General features: G+C 40.1%; 19 protein-coding genes and 1 pseudogene. 2 read left to right on the top strand and 18 right to left on the bottom strand.

Annotated elements, in window-relative coordinates; genetic code table 11:
• The 5 genes and pseudogenes from T546_RS0121245 to rimP form a co-directional block, all read right to left on the bottom strand.
• Positions 1-518: translation initiation factor IF-2 N-terminal domain-containing protein (locus T546_RS0121245; RefSeq protein WP_026893351.1), on the bottom strand; the 518-nt coding region annotated here is incomplete at its 3' end.
• Positions 519-570: 52 nt separating this feature from the next.
• A pseudogene (locus T546_RS0121240) lies at positions 571-903 on the bottom strand (L7Ae/L30e/S12e/Gadd45 family ribosomal protein); the annotation flags it as partial.
• Positions 896-1,165, bottom strand: coding sequence for an RNase P modulator RnpM (gene rnpM / locus T546_RS0121235; RefSeq protein ID WP_026893349.1), 270 nt, complete (start codon positions 1,163-1,165; stop codon positions 896-898). The gene rnpM and the pseudogene T546_RS0121240, both read right to left, overlap by 8 nt.
• A 23-nt stretch (positions 1,166-1,188) precedes the next feature.
• Positions 1,189-2,367, bottom strand: coding sequence for a transcription termination factor NusA (gene nusA, locus T546_RS0121230; protein ID WP_026893348.1), 1,179 nt, complete (start codon positions 2,365-2,367; stop codon positions 1,189-1,191).
• Between the two features lie 29 nt (positions 2,368-2,396).
• Positions 2,397-2,864, bottom strand: coding sequence for a ribosome maturation factor RimP (gene rimP / locus T546_RS0121225; protein ID WP_026893347.1), 468 nt, complete (start codon positions 2,862-2,864; stop codon positions 2,397-2,399).
• 265 nt (positions 2,865-3,129) lie between these two features.
• Between rimP and T546_RS0121220 the strand changes: the two genes are divergently transcribed.
• Positions 3,130-3,897, top strand: coding sequence for an ABC transporter ATP-binding protein (locus tag T546_RS0121220; protein ID WP_026893346.1), 768 nt, complete (start codon positions 3,130-3,132; stop codon positions 3,895-3,897).
• Positions 3,890-4,687, top strand: a complete 798-nt coding sequence (locus T546_RS0121215) for an ABC transporter permease (protein ID WP_026893345.1) — start codon at positions 3,890-3,892, stop codon at positions 4,685-4,687. Before T546_RS0121220 ends, T546_RS0121215 begins: the two co-directional genes overlap by 8 nt.
• Before the next feature lie 304 nt (positions 4,688-4,991).
• Here T546_RS0121215 and T546_RS0121210 read toward each other — a convergent pair whose 3' ends face one another.
• From T546_RS0121210 to T546_RS0121145, 13 genes are all read right to left on the bottom strand, one after another.
• Complete coding sequence (locus tag T546_RS0121210) at positions 4,992-5,327, bottom strand: type II toxin-antitoxin system RelE/ParE family toxin (RefSeq protein WP_026893344.1); 336 nt, start codon at positions 5,325-5,327, stop codon at positions 4,992-4,994.
• Positions 5,328-5,335: 8 nt separating this feature from the next.
• Positions 5,336-5,497, bottom strand: a complete 162-nt coding sequence (locus tag T546_RS25620; protein WP_166429845.1) for a hypothetical protein — start codon at positions 5,495-5,497, stop codon at positions 5,336-5,338.
• Positions 5,498-5,876: 379 nt separating this feature from the next.
• Positions 5,877-6,893: a pirin family protein gene (locus tag T546_RS0121195; RefSeq protein WP_026893343.1), complete on the bottom strand. Its 1,017-nt coding sequence runs from the start codon at positions 6,891-6,893 to the stop codon at positions 5,877-5,879.
• Positions 6,886-7,347 (bottom strand): MarR family winged helix-turn-helix transcriptional regulator, encoded by a 462-nt coding sequence (locus tag T546_RS0121190; protein WP_026893342.1) that lies wholly within the window; start codon positions 7,345-7,347, stop codon positions 6,886-6,888. The genes T546_RS0121195 and T546_RS0121190 overlap by 8 nt, the downstream gene beginning before the upstream one ends.
• A 204-nt stretch (positions 7,348-7,551) precedes the next feature.
• Entirely contained in the window at positions 7,552-8,328 is a 777-nt protein-coding gene (locus T546_RS0121185) for a formate/nitrite transporter family protein (RefSeq protein WP_026893341.1), read from the bottom strand.
• A gap of 14 nt (positions 8,329-8,342) precedes the next feature.
• The gene (locus T546_RS0121180; RefSeq protein WP_026893340.1) at positions 8,343-9,560 is read right to left on the bottom strand and encodes an alpha/beta hydrolase family protein; all 1,218 of its coding nucleotides are present in this window, start codon (positions 9,558-9,560) and stop codon (positions 8,343-8,345) included.
• A gap of 137 nt (positions 9,561-9,697) precedes the next feature.
• Positions 9,698-10,339 (bottom strand): TetR/AcrR family transcriptional regulator, encoded by a 642-nt coding sequence (locus T546_RS0121175; protein ID WP_026893339.1) that lies wholly within the window; start codon positions 10,337-10,339, stop codon positions 9,698-9,700.
• A gap of 149 nt (positions 10,340-10,488) precedes the next feature.
• Positions 10,489-10,842 carry a hypothetical protein gene (locus T546_RS0121170; protein WP_026893338.1) on the bottom strand — a complete coding sequence of 118 codons (354 nt, stop codon included), beginning with the start codon at positions 10,840-10,842 and terminating at the stop codon, positions 10,489-10,491.
• A gap of 5 nt (positions 10,843-10,847) precedes the next feature.
• Positions 10,848-11,816: an ABC transporter ATP-binding protein gene (locus T546_RS0121165; protein WP_156951388.1), complete on the bottom strand. Its 969-nt coding sequence runs from the start codon at positions 11,814-11,816 to the stop codon at positions 10,848-10,850.
• Positions 11,803-12,891 carry an ABC transporter ATP-binding protein gene (locus T546_RS24180; protein WP_084326558.1) on the bottom strand — a complete coding sequence of 363 codons (1,089 nt, stop codon included), beginning with the start codon at positions 12,889-12,891 and terminating at the stop codon, positions 11,803-11,805. The genes T546_RS0121165 and T546_RS24180 overlap by 14 nt, the downstream gene beginning before the upstream one ends.
• Positions 12,892-12,900: 9 nt before the next feature.
• Entirely contained in the window at positions 12,901-13,818 is a 918-nt protein-coding gene (locus tag T546_RS0121155; protein WP_026893336.1) for an ABC transporter permease, read from the bottom strand.
• Between the two features lie 16 nt (positions 13,819-13,834).
• Positions 13,835-14,794: an ABC transporter permease gene (locus tag T546_RS0121150; RefSeq protein WP_026893335.1), complete on the bottom strand. Its 960-nt coding sequence runs from the start codon at positions 14,792-14,794 to the stop codon at positions 13,835-13,837.
• Between the two features lie 82 nt (positions 14,795-14,876).
• Positions 14,877-16,616 carry a peptide ABC transporter substrate-binding protein gene (locus T546_RS0121145; protein WP_026893334.1) on the bottom strand — a complete coding sequence of 580 codons (1,740 nt, stop codon included), beginning with the start codon at positions 16,614-16,616 and terminating at the stop codon, positions 14,877-14,879.
• Between the last annotated feature and the right edge of the window lie 370 nt (positions 16,617-16,986).

Genomic DNA, 16,986 nt, shown 5'->3' with positions numbered 1-16,986 from the left:
TCACGATTTCCCTGGTAGCCGCCCTGGCCCTGTGGTCTTCCGTCACGGTTTCCCTGGTAGCCGCCCTGGCCCTGTGGTCTATTTCCCTGGTAGCCGCCCTGCCCCTGTGGTCTATTTCCCTGGTAGCCTGTGCTATGTTCTCTGTTCATGTCAGATCCTGATGACGTGGACTGTTCACTTACCTGCTGGTTTCTTGCAGGATATTCTCTCTGGGAACCAGACTGATTCGGTCTCTGATCTCTTCCGCCCTGACCCTGTGGTCTGCTCTGAGCATTCTGGGGACGAAATACTGCTGCTATTTTCTTCTTTGGTGCATCAGAATCATCACCTTCATGGGCATCAGAATGTCCCTGGGCGTTTGTTCTGCTATGACCGCCCACTTCCTTTTTTACGATTGCTGCCTGTTCTTCTGAAATGTTTGAAGAACTTTTTAAATTTATATTATGCTTTTCCAAGATATCCAGTATCTCCTTACTGCTGTCTTTACCGAGTTCCTTTGCCAGATCATATACTCTCATGTTTTCCTCCATTCTGTGCACATTCTACAGCACATGCGGGTAGATGTGAAGGCTCATTCTCACACTCACTACCGACCATTGTATTCATTAGTTTCACGACTGCCTTAGCAAATCCACTATCCATAATGACGAGAGACGCCCGCATCTCTTTGCCCATAGCGTGGCCCAGTTCATCTTTACTTGCAAAGAAGTAGATTGGAACTTTATAGTAAGTACACATGTTGGTAAACATCTTTTTGGTATTATCTGAGGCTTCTTCTGAAACAATTACTAATGACGCCTTTCCTGCTTTAACAGATTTTTCTGTCATAAATTCCCCGCTGCCAATCTTACCTGCTTTGGTGGCCAGACCAATTAGATTCAGGATCTTCTGTCTGTTATCCAATCTGTTCCATCTCCTTTTCCAATGTTTCGTATACTTCCTTTGGTATTGCCATCTTAAAGGAACGCTCCAGCCCCTTATTCTTTACTGCCTTATGGAAACATTCCATAGAAGGGCACAGATAAGCGCCGCGGCCGTTTTTACGACCAGTCGCGTCAAGAACGATTTCGTCCTCCGAGGTCTTTAACACACGAATCATCTCTTTTTTACTTTTCATCTCACCACAGCCGATACACTGTCTGAGGGGTATTTTTTTTGTACTCAAGTTTCCATCACTTCCCGTTTTCTTTATTCCTGAATATTGCCGTCCTGATACTCTTCCTGGTAGTCTGATGCTTCTATATCGCCGCCTTCCTTATATTCACTTGCAAATTCTTCAAAGGATGTATTTCCATCCTGGTATTCAAGACCAAGTTCTTCGAAAAGCCCAAGTTCTCTTGCCTGTGTCTCACTCTTGATATCGATCTTGTATCCAGTCAGCCTGGCTGCAAGTCTTGCATTCTGCCCTTCCTTACCAATGGCAAGGGATAACTGATAATCCGGAACGATTACCTGAGCTTCCTTTGATTCTTCATCTGCTACGACACAGATGACTTTTGCAGGACTTAATGCATTCTCGATCAGATATGCAGGATTGTCATCCCAATTGATGATATCGATCTTTTCGCCTCTTAATTCATTGACGATGGAATTAACTCTGGCACCATTTAAACCAACGCAGGCACCTACCGGATCAACGTTTACTTCGTTGGATTTTACTGCGATCTTTGTTCTGGAGCCAGCTTCTCTTGCAATGGCTTTGATCTCTACAGTACCGTCTTTTACTTCTGCAACTTCAGATTCAAAGAGACGCTTTACGAGGTCAGGATGAGTTCTGGAAACAGAAATTCTTGGTCCTTTCGGAGTATCCTTAACTTCCAGCACAAGAACCTTGATACGCTCGGTCGCTTTAAATACTTCGCTTTTTACCATCTCGGTTTCATTTAAAATGGCGTCTACTTTACCAAGATTGATGCTCACATTTCTTCCAAGATATCTCTGTACAATTCCTGTTACCACTTCTCTTTCCTGGCAGAACCAGTCGTTATACAGTGACTTTCTTCCTTCCTCACGGATCTTCTGCAAAATAACGTTCTTGGCATTCTGTGTGGCAATTCTTCCGAACTTCTTTGAGTCGATCTGACAATGGATCACATCTCCAAGTTCGTACTTGGGATTTGTCATCTTTGCATCTGCAAGACTGATCTGAAGCAGAGGATCTTCAACTGTTTCAACCACTTCTTTTTCTGCAAATACATTAAAATCGCAGGTATCACGGTTGATGCTGACTTTAACATTATCTGCTTTGCCAAAATGGTTTTTGCACGCTGTAAGGAGAGAATTTTCAATCGCTTCCAGAAGAGTTTCCTTGCTTATGTTATTCTCCTTTTCCAGAATATTCAGTGCTTCTAACAGTTCCTTATTCATTTTTTTATCCTCCTAATATTTCTTACTGTTTAGAAATCAAATGCCAGCCGGATCAGTGCGATTTCCGGACGGTTAATCACAAGCTCGGTTCCATCTTCTATGGTTATGGTCACAGTTTCCTTATTATAAGACTGTAAAGTTCCATTAAAATCTTTCTGTTTGTTCAATGCCTTATATAAACGGATATCTACTTCTTTTCCAATGCTTCGTTCAAAGTCTTTATCCTTCTTTAGAGGCCTTCCAAGTCCCGGGGAGCTGACCTCTAAAATATAACTGTCTTCAATGAAATCCTTTTCATCCAGCCATTCTCCCAGCCTCCGGCTGATGATCTCACAGTCATCTACTGTGATTCCGCCTTCTTTATCTATATAAGCACGTAAGTACCAGTTTCCTGCTTCTTTTATATATTCCACATCAACAAGTTCAAAATTGTTTTCTGTCATAAGGGGCATCAAAAAGCTTTCTGTCTTTGCTTCATATTGTTCCCTTTTTGCCATGTTTCTCCCACCTTTCCAAACAAATGGAAAGAGTGGACTTGCGCCCACTCTTTATCCGTCAAACATTCATGTTATCCATAGTAGTATAGCACTGATTCCAAGGTAATGCAAGGGCTTTTTCTCATTTTTCCCGTTAATCCCGGAATCCTCCAGGATTCATTCTGTTTCGACAAATAGAAAGGAAATTGTAGACATATCTTCACACTCCTTTTTATTGTACATATTATAACACTATATCAGATCAAAATATCGAAAAGGAGGACCCATGAAGCCTAAACTGGAAGTTCGCGGGGTCAGTTACTCCTATCATTCCCTTGAGGGTGAGACGCTGGCCCTTTCTGATATATCTTTTACGGCAGAAAACGGGGAATTCCTTGCAATCGTCGGACCCTCCGGCTGCGGGAAATCTACCCTCTTATCTCTTCTCAGCGGATTGCTGACTCCTGATACGGGAGAAATTCTTATAGACGGTGTTTCCCAGGCTGAATCGTTCTCAAACATCGGCTATATGCTGCAAAGGGATCACCTTTTTGAATGGCGGACGATTATGGGAAATGCGGAGCTTGGCCTTGAAATACAGAAAAAGCTTGACAGCACTTCCAAAGAAAAGCTGCATCAAATGCTCTTAACCTATGGTCTTGGAAATTTTGAGCAGGCAAAACCATCTGAATTATCCGGAGGCATGAGACAGCGTGCCGCACTGGTCCGCACTCTGGCTCTGGAGCCTGACCTTCTTTTGTTAGACGAACCGTTTTCCGCACTCGACTATCAGACCAGACTCTCTGTCTGCGATGACATCAGTTCTATTATAAAAAGCACCCATAAAACAGCAATATTAATCACCCATGATCTTTCCGAAGCAATTAGTGTTGCGGACAGGGTCATCGTACTGACAAGCAGACCGGGACGGATGAAAGCCATTGTACCGGTTTCCTTTGGAGATGATTATATACGGCCGCTCATGAGGCGAAACATGCCGGAATTTTCTGTCTTCTTTAATCAGGTATGGAAGGAGCTGCAGAACCATGATTGAGACTCATCCATCCTTAGCCCAGCAGGAATTTATTGAAAAGGAAAAACAGCACCGGCGTAATGTAAGGTTCTTACGTCTGATGCTTCTGGTTCTCCTTTTATCGATCTGGGAGCTTTGCGCAAGACTGGGAATTATCAATGACTTTATCTTCAGCTCCCCTACCCGCGTGACCATGACCTTTATTGATATGGTAAAGGATCATTCCATTTTTGTTCATACCGGAGTGACGGTAATGGAAACCCTCATAAGCTTTGTCCTGGTTGTCGGCTTCGGACTCCTTATTTCCATACTTCTCTGGTCCAGCCGCAGCATATCTGAGGTACTGGAACCTTATCTCGTTATGCTTAACAGCCTGCCTAAATCCGCCCTTGCCCCCATCTTAATTGTATGGTTAGGCAATAACATTAAGACCATCATTGTTGCATCTATTTCAGTTGCTGTCTTTGGTTGTATCATGACTCTCCACACGGGTTTCTCCCAAACAGACCCGGATAAAATCAAGCTGATTTATTCTCTTGGAGGGACAAAGAAGGATGTGTTATTAAAGGTATTGCTTCCAAGCTCGATCCCTTTGATTATCAGCAATATGAAGGTCAACATCGGACTTTGTCTGGTTGGTGTTATTATTGGAGAATTCCTTGCAGCTAATAAGGGGCTGGGATATCTGATCATTTATGGCAGCCAGGTGTTTAAGATGGATTTGGTTGTTATGAGCATTGTGATTCTCTGTATTGTGTCTGCGATTTTGTATCAGGGGATTACTATTTTGGAGAAGAAGATTAAGTTTTAACTGTTTTATTTATAAAAGAAACGTTTACAGTATACGAATTAAATACTGTAAACGTTTCTTTTATATTTCTAAATTGTATCTGCTTCTGGATTCCTTGAATAACCAAAGAGACTCGTCCCTTCTTCTTTTTGCCATAAAATAAAACTTCCAGACTGAGTAATTTTATTTTTTACATCAGCTTGAAGGTCAATATCGAACTTTGTCTGGTTGGTGTTATTTTAGCTGTGAGTACAAAATGATATAATTGGGTATCCTTGAGATTTTGAAGATTTTCTAATGATAAGATTATTTGATTTTGAGATTTCTAATCGATAGAACAGATTCGTTTCATAATAGACTGCCAGTACATACGGTCCTTTAAGACTCTGATTACAATGACCTTGTCCATTTTTACCACAAAGAAAATGAGATAGGTGCTGTACGGTTTATAGTATACTTCGAGCCCTTGAATCAGCAGGCCGGTTTTTGTGTAGGCCTCAGAATAAGGGCTCAATTTTGATATGGCATTTTTCATATTTTTTGAGAACGCTTCTGCCGTCTCCCGGTACTTGAATGTATGTAAAATGTACCGCTTTATCTGCGCAATATCGTTTTTCGCATCAGACGTCAGGCGTATCTTATAATTTGTTGGTCTTTCCATAGCTTCTCCTAAATGGTATCAATTTCATTCCATGCTTCGTCTATTGTATACAGTATATCTTGTTCCATGCTCGCCACACCCTTTTCTAGCTCTGACTTCAAAGCCTGGATTGCATCAGCTTCTGTAAATTTTAAGATTTCCGGTACTTGTGTTAAATTTGATTTGGCCATTTCGTTCGTCTCCTCTCTTAAGTTAATCTAACCTTATTATACTTGGAAACGTTATACGATACAAGAAAAAACTTATTACGGATGGGATGTTCTGTTAATGAAGAACCTCAAAACCCATGCCCGACCTTTCCGTTAAATCGTATATTTCCAGCAAGCGCAGCTCTTTTATTCTATTTTAACAATTTTAAGAGGTTGATCCGTCTGTACAGCAATTTTCTTTGTTGGAGAAGAATAATAAATTTTAACTGTTTCATTTGTAAAAGGAGCTTTCAGTATGATAACCATCAAACTGAAAGCTCCTTTTATCTATTATACTAACTAATATGCTAAGCTTATGATTTTCCAAACATATCCTATACGTTTATACATGACTTGTATATTACCTTTTTACCACACTTCCATCTGGATAACGGGCGAATCTTCCCATCTCCCTTTCATGAACTGGCTCATCATCTGGCCATGGCCAGCCCCCGAACTGGGTGTTCTGATAATCCTCATATGCATTCCGTATTTCCTGTTCGGAATTCATGACAAATGGTCCATATTGTACCACTGGCTCATTGATGGGTTCCCCTTCCAGCAGTAAAACGTAGCTGGTTTTATCTCCATTTACCACTGTAATGTCATCTTCTCCTGAAAGCTTGATTCGGGAAGATGGATCTATATTTTTACCGTCTATGGTAATTGAACCGGTTCCCTCATAAAAATACAGGTTGCGGTTTAAAGTCTTAGAACCTGCAGCGATATGAAACTCTGCCTCTGGCTCCAGCTCCACAAGCTGGATTCCTACATGATTTTCTTCCTTTGCTGCCCATGAATTTTTCGTTGGCTCCAGGCTTTTTTTATCTTCATATCTTCCGGCAATTAATCGGATGGTCGCTGTCTTTCCTTTTTCATTGGTATGCTTTATCATGGGAATTTCTTCTGCCCAGAGCATCTTATAATCCGGGTCTGCGAATTTACTTTTTGCCGGTAGATTCAGCCAGATCTGAAATAATTCAAGAGGATTTTCCTTATCCTGATGTACCAGAGGGAACATCTCTACATGCTGGCAGCCTGCTCCGGTGGTCAGCCATTGGACATCGCCATTCCCATAACGTCCTTCGGCTCCCTTGGAATCAAAATGGTCAACAATTCCTTCCAGTACAACGGTAACTGTCTCGAACCCACGGTGAGGATGAACCGGAAATCCGGGAACGGTTTCACCATGGTACATGCTAAAGCCGTCTTTCCCTGAAAAATCATTTCCCATTCTTCTTCCTTCTAAAGAAACCGCAGGCCCTTGTACCTCATTTCCTGCCGGGAAACGATCCTTATGATGCATACATGCCAGGAACGGACTGTCCATTCCCCATTGGAAACCTATTTTTTCAATTGCCTTTATCTTTTTACTCATTTGATTCACTCCTTGTGTTTATTTTTTTCAACAGATGCACTAACATTTCTTTTTCCTCTTCCTCAAGTCCGGTAAAACTCTCTGCTAAGTCTTCCACATGCCTGGGAAATATCTCTTCGATTTTTTCTCTCCCTTTTTGCGTGATTGCAATAATACTGGACCTTTTATCCTTTGGATTCGGGTGTCGTTCTATCATGGCATCTTTTTCTAAGTTGTTAATTACCACCGTCATATTTCCAGAGGTGGAAAGAATACTGTCAATGATTTCGTTAATTGTTAAATCGCCTTTGTGGTACAATGCCTCCAGCGCAGCAAATTGGGCAGATGTCAGACCTCCCTGGTTAAAGATGGCACCAGCCCTCCTATGAAGTGCCTGAGTCGTCCTGCTAAGTCCAATAAATGCCTTTAAATTGATATCATTTTCTTTTCCATAAGATATTTTGTTTTTTTTCATAGATTCAATATATCACTAATTAGTGATAATGTCAATGGTGTTTTAGAGATATGAATAATTCATAGAATTTAGACAATAAGGACAAGCCAATATTCTAAATGCTGGCTTGTCCTTAATTAAAGGATTGTATCCGATATTTGTGAAATGTTAGTAAGGTTGAGTAAGTCAAACCACTGCTTTTTCTATTCCAATAGAATTAGTTTACTAAAAAATTTCTTTTGTCTTTGAGGCATACCAGTAAGGAACTCCCAGAAACAAAGAGGCACCTGCCATATTCCCAAGTGTTACAATCAGAACATTTTTACACACCTCAAACAGTGTCAAATTAATATCATGGGGCAACATAAGTGCTATTGAAAAAATCCCCATATTGGCTATTGAATGTTCAAATCCGGAAACAGCAAATGCTAATACACAAAACACCATCATAATTAATTTTGCGGTCTCTTCCTTCATCTTATAGCACAGCCAGATCGCAAGGCATATTACAAAGTTGCATAGCACTGCACGGAAAAACAACTGTCCCATTGGTATATCCAGTTTGGAGAGAGCCGTTTTTTCAATGTATGCATCAGATATCCCCACCATTGCTTTACTTTGTACATAGATAAAAGCTAATACCATGCATCCAATTAAGTTTCCGGCATAATTAATCAGCAAAAGCTTTGCTGTTTGTTTCAAACTCACCGTTTTCTTTAAATACCCAATGGTAAATACAAAACAATTTCCAGTAAAAAGTTCTCCTCCTGCAAACGTCAATAGCCCGAGAGCCACCCAAAAGGTGAGCCCGATTGCTATCTTCCCATACATTTTTCCTTCCACCTGTATGATTGCAGCCGTAGAAAAGGAAAGGGCAATTCCTATGATAATAAAAAATCCTGACATCATTGCTAGTACAACATACTGAAATAAGTTCTCGTTTAGAAATTCACTTTTTTTCTGTGCAGATTCTGCCACTTTATTGACTTCATTTGTATACATGACCGTACCTGCCACTACTTAATTTCAATCATGTTACAGTCAAATACTTCATCCAACCAGTCAAACATTACCTGATGGAAGAGTGCATGATTCCCCTCCTGACAATGCTCTTCTGCCCCTTCTTCTATGGTAAATACCCGAACCGTCTTTGGTGCCTTGATTTCCTCAAGTAATGCATCTAACTGATCCCTGGATACAAAATGATCCGTCTCTCCCATGGTCAGTAATACAGGGCATTTAATTTTACTGGCAATTCCTTTTAAAGAAGCCTTTTTCATCTCTTCAAATACTTCATAGCGATGCTTTAGACCAAATACCCATTTTCCGTTATTCAGCATCCATCTTAGATTGGAATTTTGTTCCTCGGCCAGAGCAAGCATCTGCTCTCTTTTTTCTTCAGGCAGCTGTAACACTTGTGCCAGCTGGGGATTCTGATTTAAAGTGGAATCAAAGGTATCGTAAAATACATTAAACGCAATACAAGCCTTCACTCGTTCTTCAAATGCAGCTGCTCTCGGTGCAAAGTACCCGCCCAGACTCATACCGAGCAGTGCAATTTTTTCCTTGTCAATTTCCTGTCTTGTTTCCAGATAATCAATCGCTGCTTTTACCGGAACCTCTGCATCATGGCGCATTACAAGGTTTTGTTTACGAAGGGCCTCTCCTTGTCCAGGCATTTCAAAGACCAGACAGTGATATCCTCTCTTAATTGCTGCAGCTGCACCGCAAAAATACAATTCCTGTAACGTAGAGTCATATCCTCCTACAAATATGAGAACGGGACGTTTCGTTAACTCATTTTTCTTATCATCTGATGCTCCGTAAAAATAACCTTTCAGATAAGTTTCTTCGTATGGGATTTTTACGATTTCGAAATGACTGTCTAATAACTCCATTCCTTTCTCAAAAGCCATGACGCTCTTATCAAAATTTTCCATTCTCCTTTCATCGGTTCCATCCAAAAAAAATTCTCCCGTACGATAATAATTATGTGCTCGTAAAAAGGCTTCTCTGGCACTTACCTTATGGCGCTTATTCAAGCAATTGATTGCGGTCTGATAAGTCCTTTCCGCTGTTTTTTTCCATTCCAAAAACCAGCTTTCAAAGTTTCCTTCCTCCACTTTTGATACTGTAGCAAGGCATTCCCCTATTTCAGCCCCTTGATATCCTCCATAAGTTGCTGCTCTTAATAATTCAAATGAAAACGCCTGATCGTTAAAATAAAATTTCATAATCTTTTCTCCTTATCATTCCTTGTAATTATGCAGTTCACGTAATCCATTACTTTTGCATAATGGATTTTCATACTATAGTTTCATTGAACATTCAGTGAATATTTTTCTTATAAATATACCCGGAAAATACATTGCTATATTTTCCAGGTTAGCAGCGTGTAATCTACGATCTGCTTCAGATAACTATCCCGATTGCTATGATACATATTATGATTATCAAAGAAAACATCCTGCACAATGTAGGAATAGATAGCACTCCAAAACTGATTGACCATCATAAAAGGATCAAAGGAGCGGATTTCCTTTCTGTCCACATATACCTGAATCAGTTTCATGGTCTGCTCCATCAACAAGTTCACGTGTTGATTAAAGCTTTTTGTATATTCCTCTGAAAAAACACTTTTTTCCTTTAATAAAATCATCAATACATTTTTATCTTTTGCTATATAAGTAAAGAAAATGTTTCCAAGCGAAATCAGTAATTCTTTGATTGGCATGGTTTCCTTTAAGGCCGCAATCTCAGATTCTACCAATAAGTAACGCTCTTCCAGAAACTCATTGAGTATCATATCCAAAATTTGTTTTTTCCCTTCCGGAAAATAGTGATAGATCAATCCGTCTGCCATGCCGATATTCTTCGTTATTTGCCTTGTGGTTGTGGCATGGTAGCCTTGTAATGCAAATAGTTCCTTTGCTGAGTTTAAAAGCTGCTCTCTTCGTTCCATTGCCTGAAGATCACGACTCGTGAGATTTGCTGTATCTTTTTTTGCTTTCATTTCATTCACCGTCCGTTCAGTGAATAGTATATACCTTCTGTTTTAAAAATGCAATGGTTTTATTTACTTTTTTTTGCCTGATAAAAGGAGCTGCGATCCAATTATCTGGACTGGTAACTATTATTAAATAGAAAAAACCAAGCCAGTGATTAATGGTTTAGCATAAATAATATCTCATCTACGATACAGCCATATAGTAATATAACGATACTCATTATAATAAACGTTACTCTATAAGAAAATATATGAAATCTCTGTTTCCATTCTAACCAGTCTTTTTCCCTACCCCTGTCTTTTTTTATAATAGACCCAGCACCAATTATAAGTCCCATACTACCAGCTACAAATAAAACTCCTTTTATGCCCTCAAGAGTCGTTATCAAACTTCCTCTTGAAATAAGTAAACTAACTACACCACTTATTATCACTAAGGTGCAGCTAACGATACTACTATACTTCAGACATTTATAAAAATCCATTCCAACAATCTTTACACGTTCCATACTATTTAACCCATTCCATATAAGTGGCAGGCAACATAATGACCTTGTTCCACTTCGATTAATTTCGGTGCCTCGCATTTACATTTGTCCATTACCTTACAACATCTGCCTTGAAATTTACACCCTGGCGGCGTATTAATAGGACTTGGAACATCACCTTCCAGCATAATTCTCTGTCTGGAATCTTCAACTTTTGGATCGGCAATAGGAATTGCTGACATTAAAGCTTCCGTATAAGGATGAAGCGGGTGCTGATAAAGATTTTCTGATTCTGCCAGTTCTACGATAGACCCTAGATACATGACAGCGATTCTATCGGAAATATGTTTCACCATTGCCAGATCATGTGCGATAAAAAGGTAAGTCAGCTTCATCTCCTTTTGAAACTCAATCAGCATATTTGCAATTTGTGCCTGTATGGATACATCTAAGGCTGAAATAGGCTCATCGCACATGATAAATTTAGGTTCAACAGCGAGTGCTCTTGCAATTCCGATCCTTTGCCTCTGTCCGCCTGAAAATTCATGGATAAAACGGTTTGCATGCTCTTTATTTAATCCAACCAGTTCCAGCAGATGAGCGATCTTTTCTTCTTTTTCCTTCTTTGTTTTAGCCAGGCCATGGATTTCAATGCCTTCCCCAATAATCTCTGCAACTGTCATTCTGGGGTCTAAGGAGGCATAAGGGTCCTGAAAAATGATCTGGACTTCTTTATTAAATGCCTTTTTTTCTTTTCCTCTAAGCTTATGTACATTTTGCCCCTTATAATATACTTCCCCTTCCGAGGCCCGATACATGCCCACAACCGTACGGCCACAGGTGGTTTTTCCACAGCCGGATTCACCTACCAGGCCTAATGTTTCTCCTTCTTCTATACGAAATGAAACATCATCTACCGCTTTTAAAACATCATGTTTTCCCACATCAAAATACTTCTTTAAATGCTTCACCTCTAATATATCATGACTGCTCATACGATTCACCCTCATTTACTACAATGTCATTTTCATTCAAGACTATCATCTTTCTGTCATTAAGGAACATTTTTTTATTAGACTCCGGTACTTCCTTATGATGCAGCCAACAGCTTGTATGATGACCGGCTTCAAAATGTGTTTGTTCAGGCATTTCTTCTAAGCAGACATTCATACAATAATTACAGCGTTTTGCAAATGCACAGCCTTTGGGCGGAGAAATAAGGTCTGGCGGAGTTCCTTTGATCGTCTTCAAAAGTTCTTTGTTCTTCCACTCCAATTTAGGAACACTGCCAAGAAGCGCCAGGGTGTACGGGTGCTGGGGATGATAGAAGATATCATCTCTTTTTCCGCTTTCAACAATTTGTCCTGCATACATAACTGCAACCTTATTTGCAGAACCGGCTACAATTCCAAAATCATGAGTAATTAAGATGACAGCAGTTTTTAGTTTATCTTTCAGACTTTTAATAAGCTCCATTATTTGTGCTTGAATCGTGACATCAAGTGCCGTAGTTGGCTCATCTGCAATCAGTATTTTCGGATTGCAAGCGATAGCAATGGCAATCATCGCCCTTTGTCTCATGCCACCTGAAAATTCAAAGGGATATTGGTCTATCCTGGTTTCCGGGTTTGGAATGCCTACTGCTTCTAATAACTGAATGGCTTCTTCTCTGGCTTCCTTTCTGCTGATCTGCCTATGCTGGACAATATTTTCTATAATCTGCTTTCCGATTTTCATGGTCGGATTTAAAGAAACTAAAGCATCCTGAAAGATCATAGAGCACTCTCCGCCCCGAAAGGCCCTTTGCTCTTTTTGACTCATTTCTAATAAGTTCTTTCCATTATAGATAATCTTACTGCCCTTTTTGATTTCACCCTGGGGAGCTTTGACCAGGGACATGATAGCTCTGGAGGTCACACTTTTGCCGCAGCCGGATTCACCAATGATTGCTAATACTTCTCCGGCTTTTACCTCAAAAGAAACACCTCTTACCGCTTGCACTTCTCCAGCATAGGTATGAAAAGAAACTATTAAATCTTCAACTTTTAGTAAAGCTTCCTGACTCATCATGATTTCCTCCTAGTCTCTAAGCTGCGGGTCAAGTGCGTCCCTAAGTCCATCACCTAAAATATTAAATGCCAATACAAGTAAACATAAAAGTAAACTGGGGAACAATAAATGAGCAGGATAAAATGCCATTGCCTCCTGGCCGGCTGAAAGTAATGTTCCCAAACTGAATGCAGGCGGCTGTAGGCCGATCCCTAAAAATGAAAGGATAGTCTCGTCAAAAATAATATGGGGAATGGATGTCGCCATATCAAGGATTAATAAGCTTAAGGTATTGGGGATCAGATGTTTCGCGATGACTCTTCCTGTGGAGGCTCCTAACGCCGCGGAAGCCATGATGTATTCGCTCTCTCTAAGCTTTAAAATCTGACCTCTTACCATGCGGGCTGTACTCGTCCAGTTGGTGATACATAATGCAAATAATAAAGGCAGATAGCCATTTCCCAATACAACTAAAATAATTAAGGTAACAATAAGATAAGGAATGCTATTTAAGACCTCTACAATACGCATCATCACATCATCCACAAAACCGCCCAGATACGCCATAACCGCTCCGTATATACAGCCAATCACCACTTTTAGAGTTGCAGCTACGATAGCAACAATAATGGAAAATCTCAAGCCTTTCCACAAACGGGAAAAAAGATCTCTTCCTAGATAATCCGTTCCCAGCCAATAGGTACTATCTGGGGGTAAATTTTTAATTTCCGGCGTTAATGTTGTATAATTTTGACCACTTAAGCCAGGTCCGATGATGGACATAAGAAAGAGAACTATGAGCACAGCCATTGATAACAAAGCTAATTTATTTTTCTTTAATCTTCTCCAGGCGTCCTGCCAATAACTGATATTCGGTCTGACGACCTCATCAGCATCAAACTTGGACTGGTCGGCCAGCTCAAACCTTTTATCTACCAATGAATTCATTCTATTTCCCCCTTTCCTATTTCCCGGCACCGAGTTTGATTCGGGGATCCACGATTCCGTATAAAATATCTGTAATCAACATGGTTATGACCGTTATAATCGCATAAAATGTGGTCCCTGCCAGAACAATGGGAATATCTCTTCCCTGAACAGCTTCTATGTAATAGCGTCCCATGCCGGGAATGGAGAATACCCGTTCTATGAACAGAGAACCAGTCAGAATACCTGCTACCGTTGATGGCAGTACGGTGATAATAGGAATAAATGAATTACGTATCACATGATTTTTTACGATCTGCATTTCAGAAAGCCCTTTTGCCCTTGCTGTGAGGGTATATTCCTGGTTAATGCTCTCCAGCATACTTGTTTTCGTCAATCTGGAATAATAGGCTATGAAGCTGCAGGAACCGGCAATGGTGGGAAGAATCGTATACTTCCAGCCCCCAAACCACAATTCTTTTCCTTTGGGCCAGCCAATAATAGGGAGCTTTAAGATATCTCCATTGGCACAATATTTCTGGAGCAAAAGGGATATAACGAGGGAGGGCATGGATACTAAAATCATAGCTCCTACTAATATCAGCTTATCCCAGTAGCTTCCTCTCTTCATTGCTGCTATAATTCCCAGTAAGATGCCCAAAGTCACACCTAATAAAATCTGCTGAACACTGAGCCTGATGGTCACTGGAAGTTTCAACTTTAGATTTTTGGCAAATGTTTCGCCTGGTCTGATAATGGATTCTCCAAAATCGCCCTTAATAATCAGCCCCTTCATGGTAATCACATACCGTTCTAGTACGGGCTTATTGTATCCGTATTTTTCTATAATCTTTGTCTGCACTGTTTTTGGCAATTTAGCAATCTTTGAAGTGAGTGCATTTCCAGGGATTGCTGACAGCAGGAAGAACGTAGCTGTTACAATCAAGAACAAGGTAATAAGCATTTCCAATACTCTTCGGATGATGTATTTTGCCATTTTCATTCTCCTACTCTATCACGTATACCAAAAGCACATCGACGTTTGCCGATGCGCTATGTGGTATAACCTTCACTTCTATTTACTGTTCCACAACATAAGCATATTTGAATTCATATTTTCCGCCAAATATAGGATACTGAAGTCCTTTTAAGCGGTTATTGATATAGCTATGTTTATCACGATAAAGAAGAGGTTTGATTGCTGCATCTTCTTTGATTAAAATTCGTTCTGCTTCCCCATACAGTTTCAACCTTTTTTCATTATCCTGTTCTTTTGCTAACTGATCCAGGAGCTGATCATAGGCTTTGCTGGAATACTTCCCATAATTGCTGCTTCCACCGGTTCTAAAGATATCAATAAATGTCATAGGATCGTTATAATCTGCTCCCCATACCTGCATACACAAGTCAAATTCCCCAGCAACCTGTGCAGAATGTGCAAGCCCGAAGTCACCTACAATATTAAGATCCACCTTTATGCCTAAATTATCTTGTATCCGTTGTACCACATATTGCTCAATGTCTTTTTCGATTGTTGATTCGCCGTAACCTAAGAATTGAATGGTAATGGTGCTTAGATCATCGGTATCTTTTCCAAGTTCTTTTAATCCTTCATGAAAGAGCGCCTGTAATTTTTCCGGATTATTTGCGTATTCACTATATTCTTCTTTAATGGGTTCCGGAAATTCTGAACGATATTCTTTATCCCCGACTTTAATATTTGGCGTTACAAGGCCATAAGCTGCCGTGTATCTGCTATTGTAAACAGAATCAATAAATGTCTGGCTATCCAGTGTATAGGCGATTGCTTTTCTTACCTTTGCATTCTGTGTGAGACCGCTGGGACATGATTCCTGGGTATTAAATGAAAAGAATTGAGATGCAACGTCCCCATCCGTAAAAAGCTGGCATTTGCCTTCACTTGCTGCCTGATCCCATTTTTTCAAATAATCACCGGAAGCTGCTACAAAATCTAATTGGCCTGCTTCAAATAACTGGAACTGGGTAGCCGTTTCATCGATCTGCTGTAAATCGATTTCTTCTAAGTAAACATTTTCTGCATCCCAATATTCCGGATTTTTCACTAAAACTGTGCTTTGACTGGCGGTATATTCCTGCACCATATACGGTCCGCAGGATAAGGTCTGCATTGCATCAGTGCCATATGTATCCCCATATTTTTCAATATTGTCTACGCGAATGGGATCAAACATGGTATATGATAATTTATCAATGAAATAGGATTCTGGTGCTTCCAGGGTAAATTTGAGCGTATAGTCATCGACAGCTTCTACGCCTACTTCTTTAAACTCACATTCTCCATTGTAATATTTCTCTGCATTTTTAATGGGAAATGCAAAAAAAGCATATGGACATGCTAAATCTGCGTTCAGCACTCTTTCTACCGTATCTACATACTGGCTGGCAACTACTTCTACCCCATCCGACCATTTATTTTTTCTTAAATGAAACGTATAGGTAAGACCATCTTCTGAAACCTCATATTTTTCACACCCGGCATTTTCCAGAACACCATTATTCTCTCTAAATAACCCTTCGCAGGTTGCTAAGAAAAATGAGCCGGACTCAGAATCACCAACCTGTGCGGTATCAAAGGTAATGACATGAAATTGCTGACCATGTGCAATCTGTTCTGTTGCAAGCGCCTCACCATTCGGTCCCTTTTTATCATTCTGTGATGTTTGTTGAGTAGCAGCAGTATCCCCACTTGCAGATTTACCAGAGCCACCACATCCCGCTATACCAGATGCAACTAGTCCCGTTACAAGTATCAGATGCATAAACCTTTTTAATCTCATTGATCATCATCCCTTTCTCTTCACTATTTTAAGATATGTAATACATAAATTTTGTAGTACCACATTGCCAGACAAGTACCTATGGAACGGAATTATCTCTATTTTTGTTTTTCATACTACCCCTCCTTACTATTGTTGATAGATTTAACGGTCAGCCAAACGTTTTTTGCACTTGATACTCAATTATCATAAATACAAGGCTGCTTTTGCAAAAATTCGGCTACCGATATTTCTTTTCTCACTGTTTGCAAACATGGTAACTGACTCGTAGTTTATGAGAAGAGCCAAATCTATATCATTTTGTCCAAAAAATGCTTATGATGAATTGGGCTGCTATGAGCATTGTGGTTCTTTGTATTGTTTATGCAGT

This window comes from [Clostridium] aerotolerans DSM 5434, from assembly GCF_000687555.1.
Classification (GTDB): Bacteria; Bacillota; Clostridia; order Lachnospirales; family Lachnospiraceae; genus Lacrimispora; species Lacrimispora aerotolerans.
This window is presented reverse-complemented; position numbering and strand designations above follow the sequence as displayed.

Excerpts from the sequence above, each read along its gene's own strand:
- T546_RS0121145 (WP_026893334.1), bottom strand. The coding sequence starts at position 16,616 with ATGAGATTAAAAAGGTTTATGCATCTGATACTTGTAACGGGACTAGTT.
- nusA (WP_026893348.1), bottom strand. The coding sequence starts at position 2,367 with ATGAATAAGGAACTGTTAGAAGCACTGAATATTCTGGAAAAGGAGAAT.
- T546_RS0121215 (WP_026893345.1), top strand. The coding sequence starts at position 3,890 with ATGATTGAGACTCATCCATCCTTAGCCCAGCAGGAATTTATTGAAAAG.
- T546_RS0121175 (WP_026893339.1), bottom strand. The coding sequence starts at position 10,339 with ATGAAAGCAAAAAAAGATACAGCAAATCTCACGAGTCGTGATCTTCAG.
- T546_RS0121190 (WP_026893342.1), bottom strand. The coding sequence starts at position 7,347 with ATGAAAAAAAACAAAATATCTTATGGAAAAGAAAATGATATCAATTTA.
- T546_RS0121185 (WP_026893341.1), bottom strand. The coding sequence starts at position 8,328 with ATGTATACAAATGAAGTCAATAAAGTGGCAGAATCTGCACAGAAAAAA.
- T546_RS0121165 (WP_156951388.1), bottom strand. The coding sequence starts at position 11,816 with ATGAGCAGTCATGATATATTAGAGGTGAAGCATTTAAAGAAGTATTTT.
- T546_RS0121220 (WP_026893346.1), top strand. The coding sequence starts at position 3,130 with ATGAAGCCTAAACTGGAAGTTCGCGGGGTCAGTTACTCCTATCATTCC.
- T546_RS24180 (WP_084326558.1), bottom strand. The coding sequence starts at position 12,891 with ATGATGAGTCAGGAAGCTTTACTAAAAGTTGAAGATTTAATAGTTTCT.
- T546_RS0121170 (WP_026893338.1), bottom strand. The coding sequence starts at position 10,842 with ATGGAACGTGTAAAGATTGTTGGAATGGATTTTTATAAATGTCTGAAG.
- T546_RS25620 (WP_166429845.1), bottom strand. The coding sequence starts at position 5,497 with ATGGCCAAATCAAATTTAACACAAGTACCGGAAATCTTAAAATTTACA.
- T546_RS0121155 (WP_026893336.1), bottom strand. The coding sequence starts at position 13,818 with ATGAATTCATTGGTAGATAAAAGGTTTGAGCTGGCCGACCAGTCCAAG.
- rimP (WP_026893347.1), bottom strand. The coding sequence starts at position 2,864 with ATGGCAAAAAGGGAACAATATGAAGCAAAGACAGAAAGCTTTTTGATG.
- T546_RS0121150 (WP_026893335.1), bottom strand. The coding sequence starts at position 14,794 with ATGGCAAAATACATCATCCGAAGAGTATTGGAAATGCTTATTACCTTG.
- T546_RS0121210 (WP_026893344.1), bottom strand. The coding sequence starts at position 5,327 with ATGGAAAGACCAACAAATTATAAGATACGCCTGACGTCTGATGCGAAA.
- T546_RS0121180 (WP_026893340.1), bottom strand. The coding sequence starts at position 9,560 with ATGAAATTTTATTTTAACGATCAGGCGTTTTCATTTGAATTATTAAGA.
- T546_RS0121195 (WP_026893343.1), bottom strand. The coding sequence starts at position 6,893 with ATGAGTAAAAAGATAAAGGCAATTGAAAAAATAGGTTTCCAATGGGGA.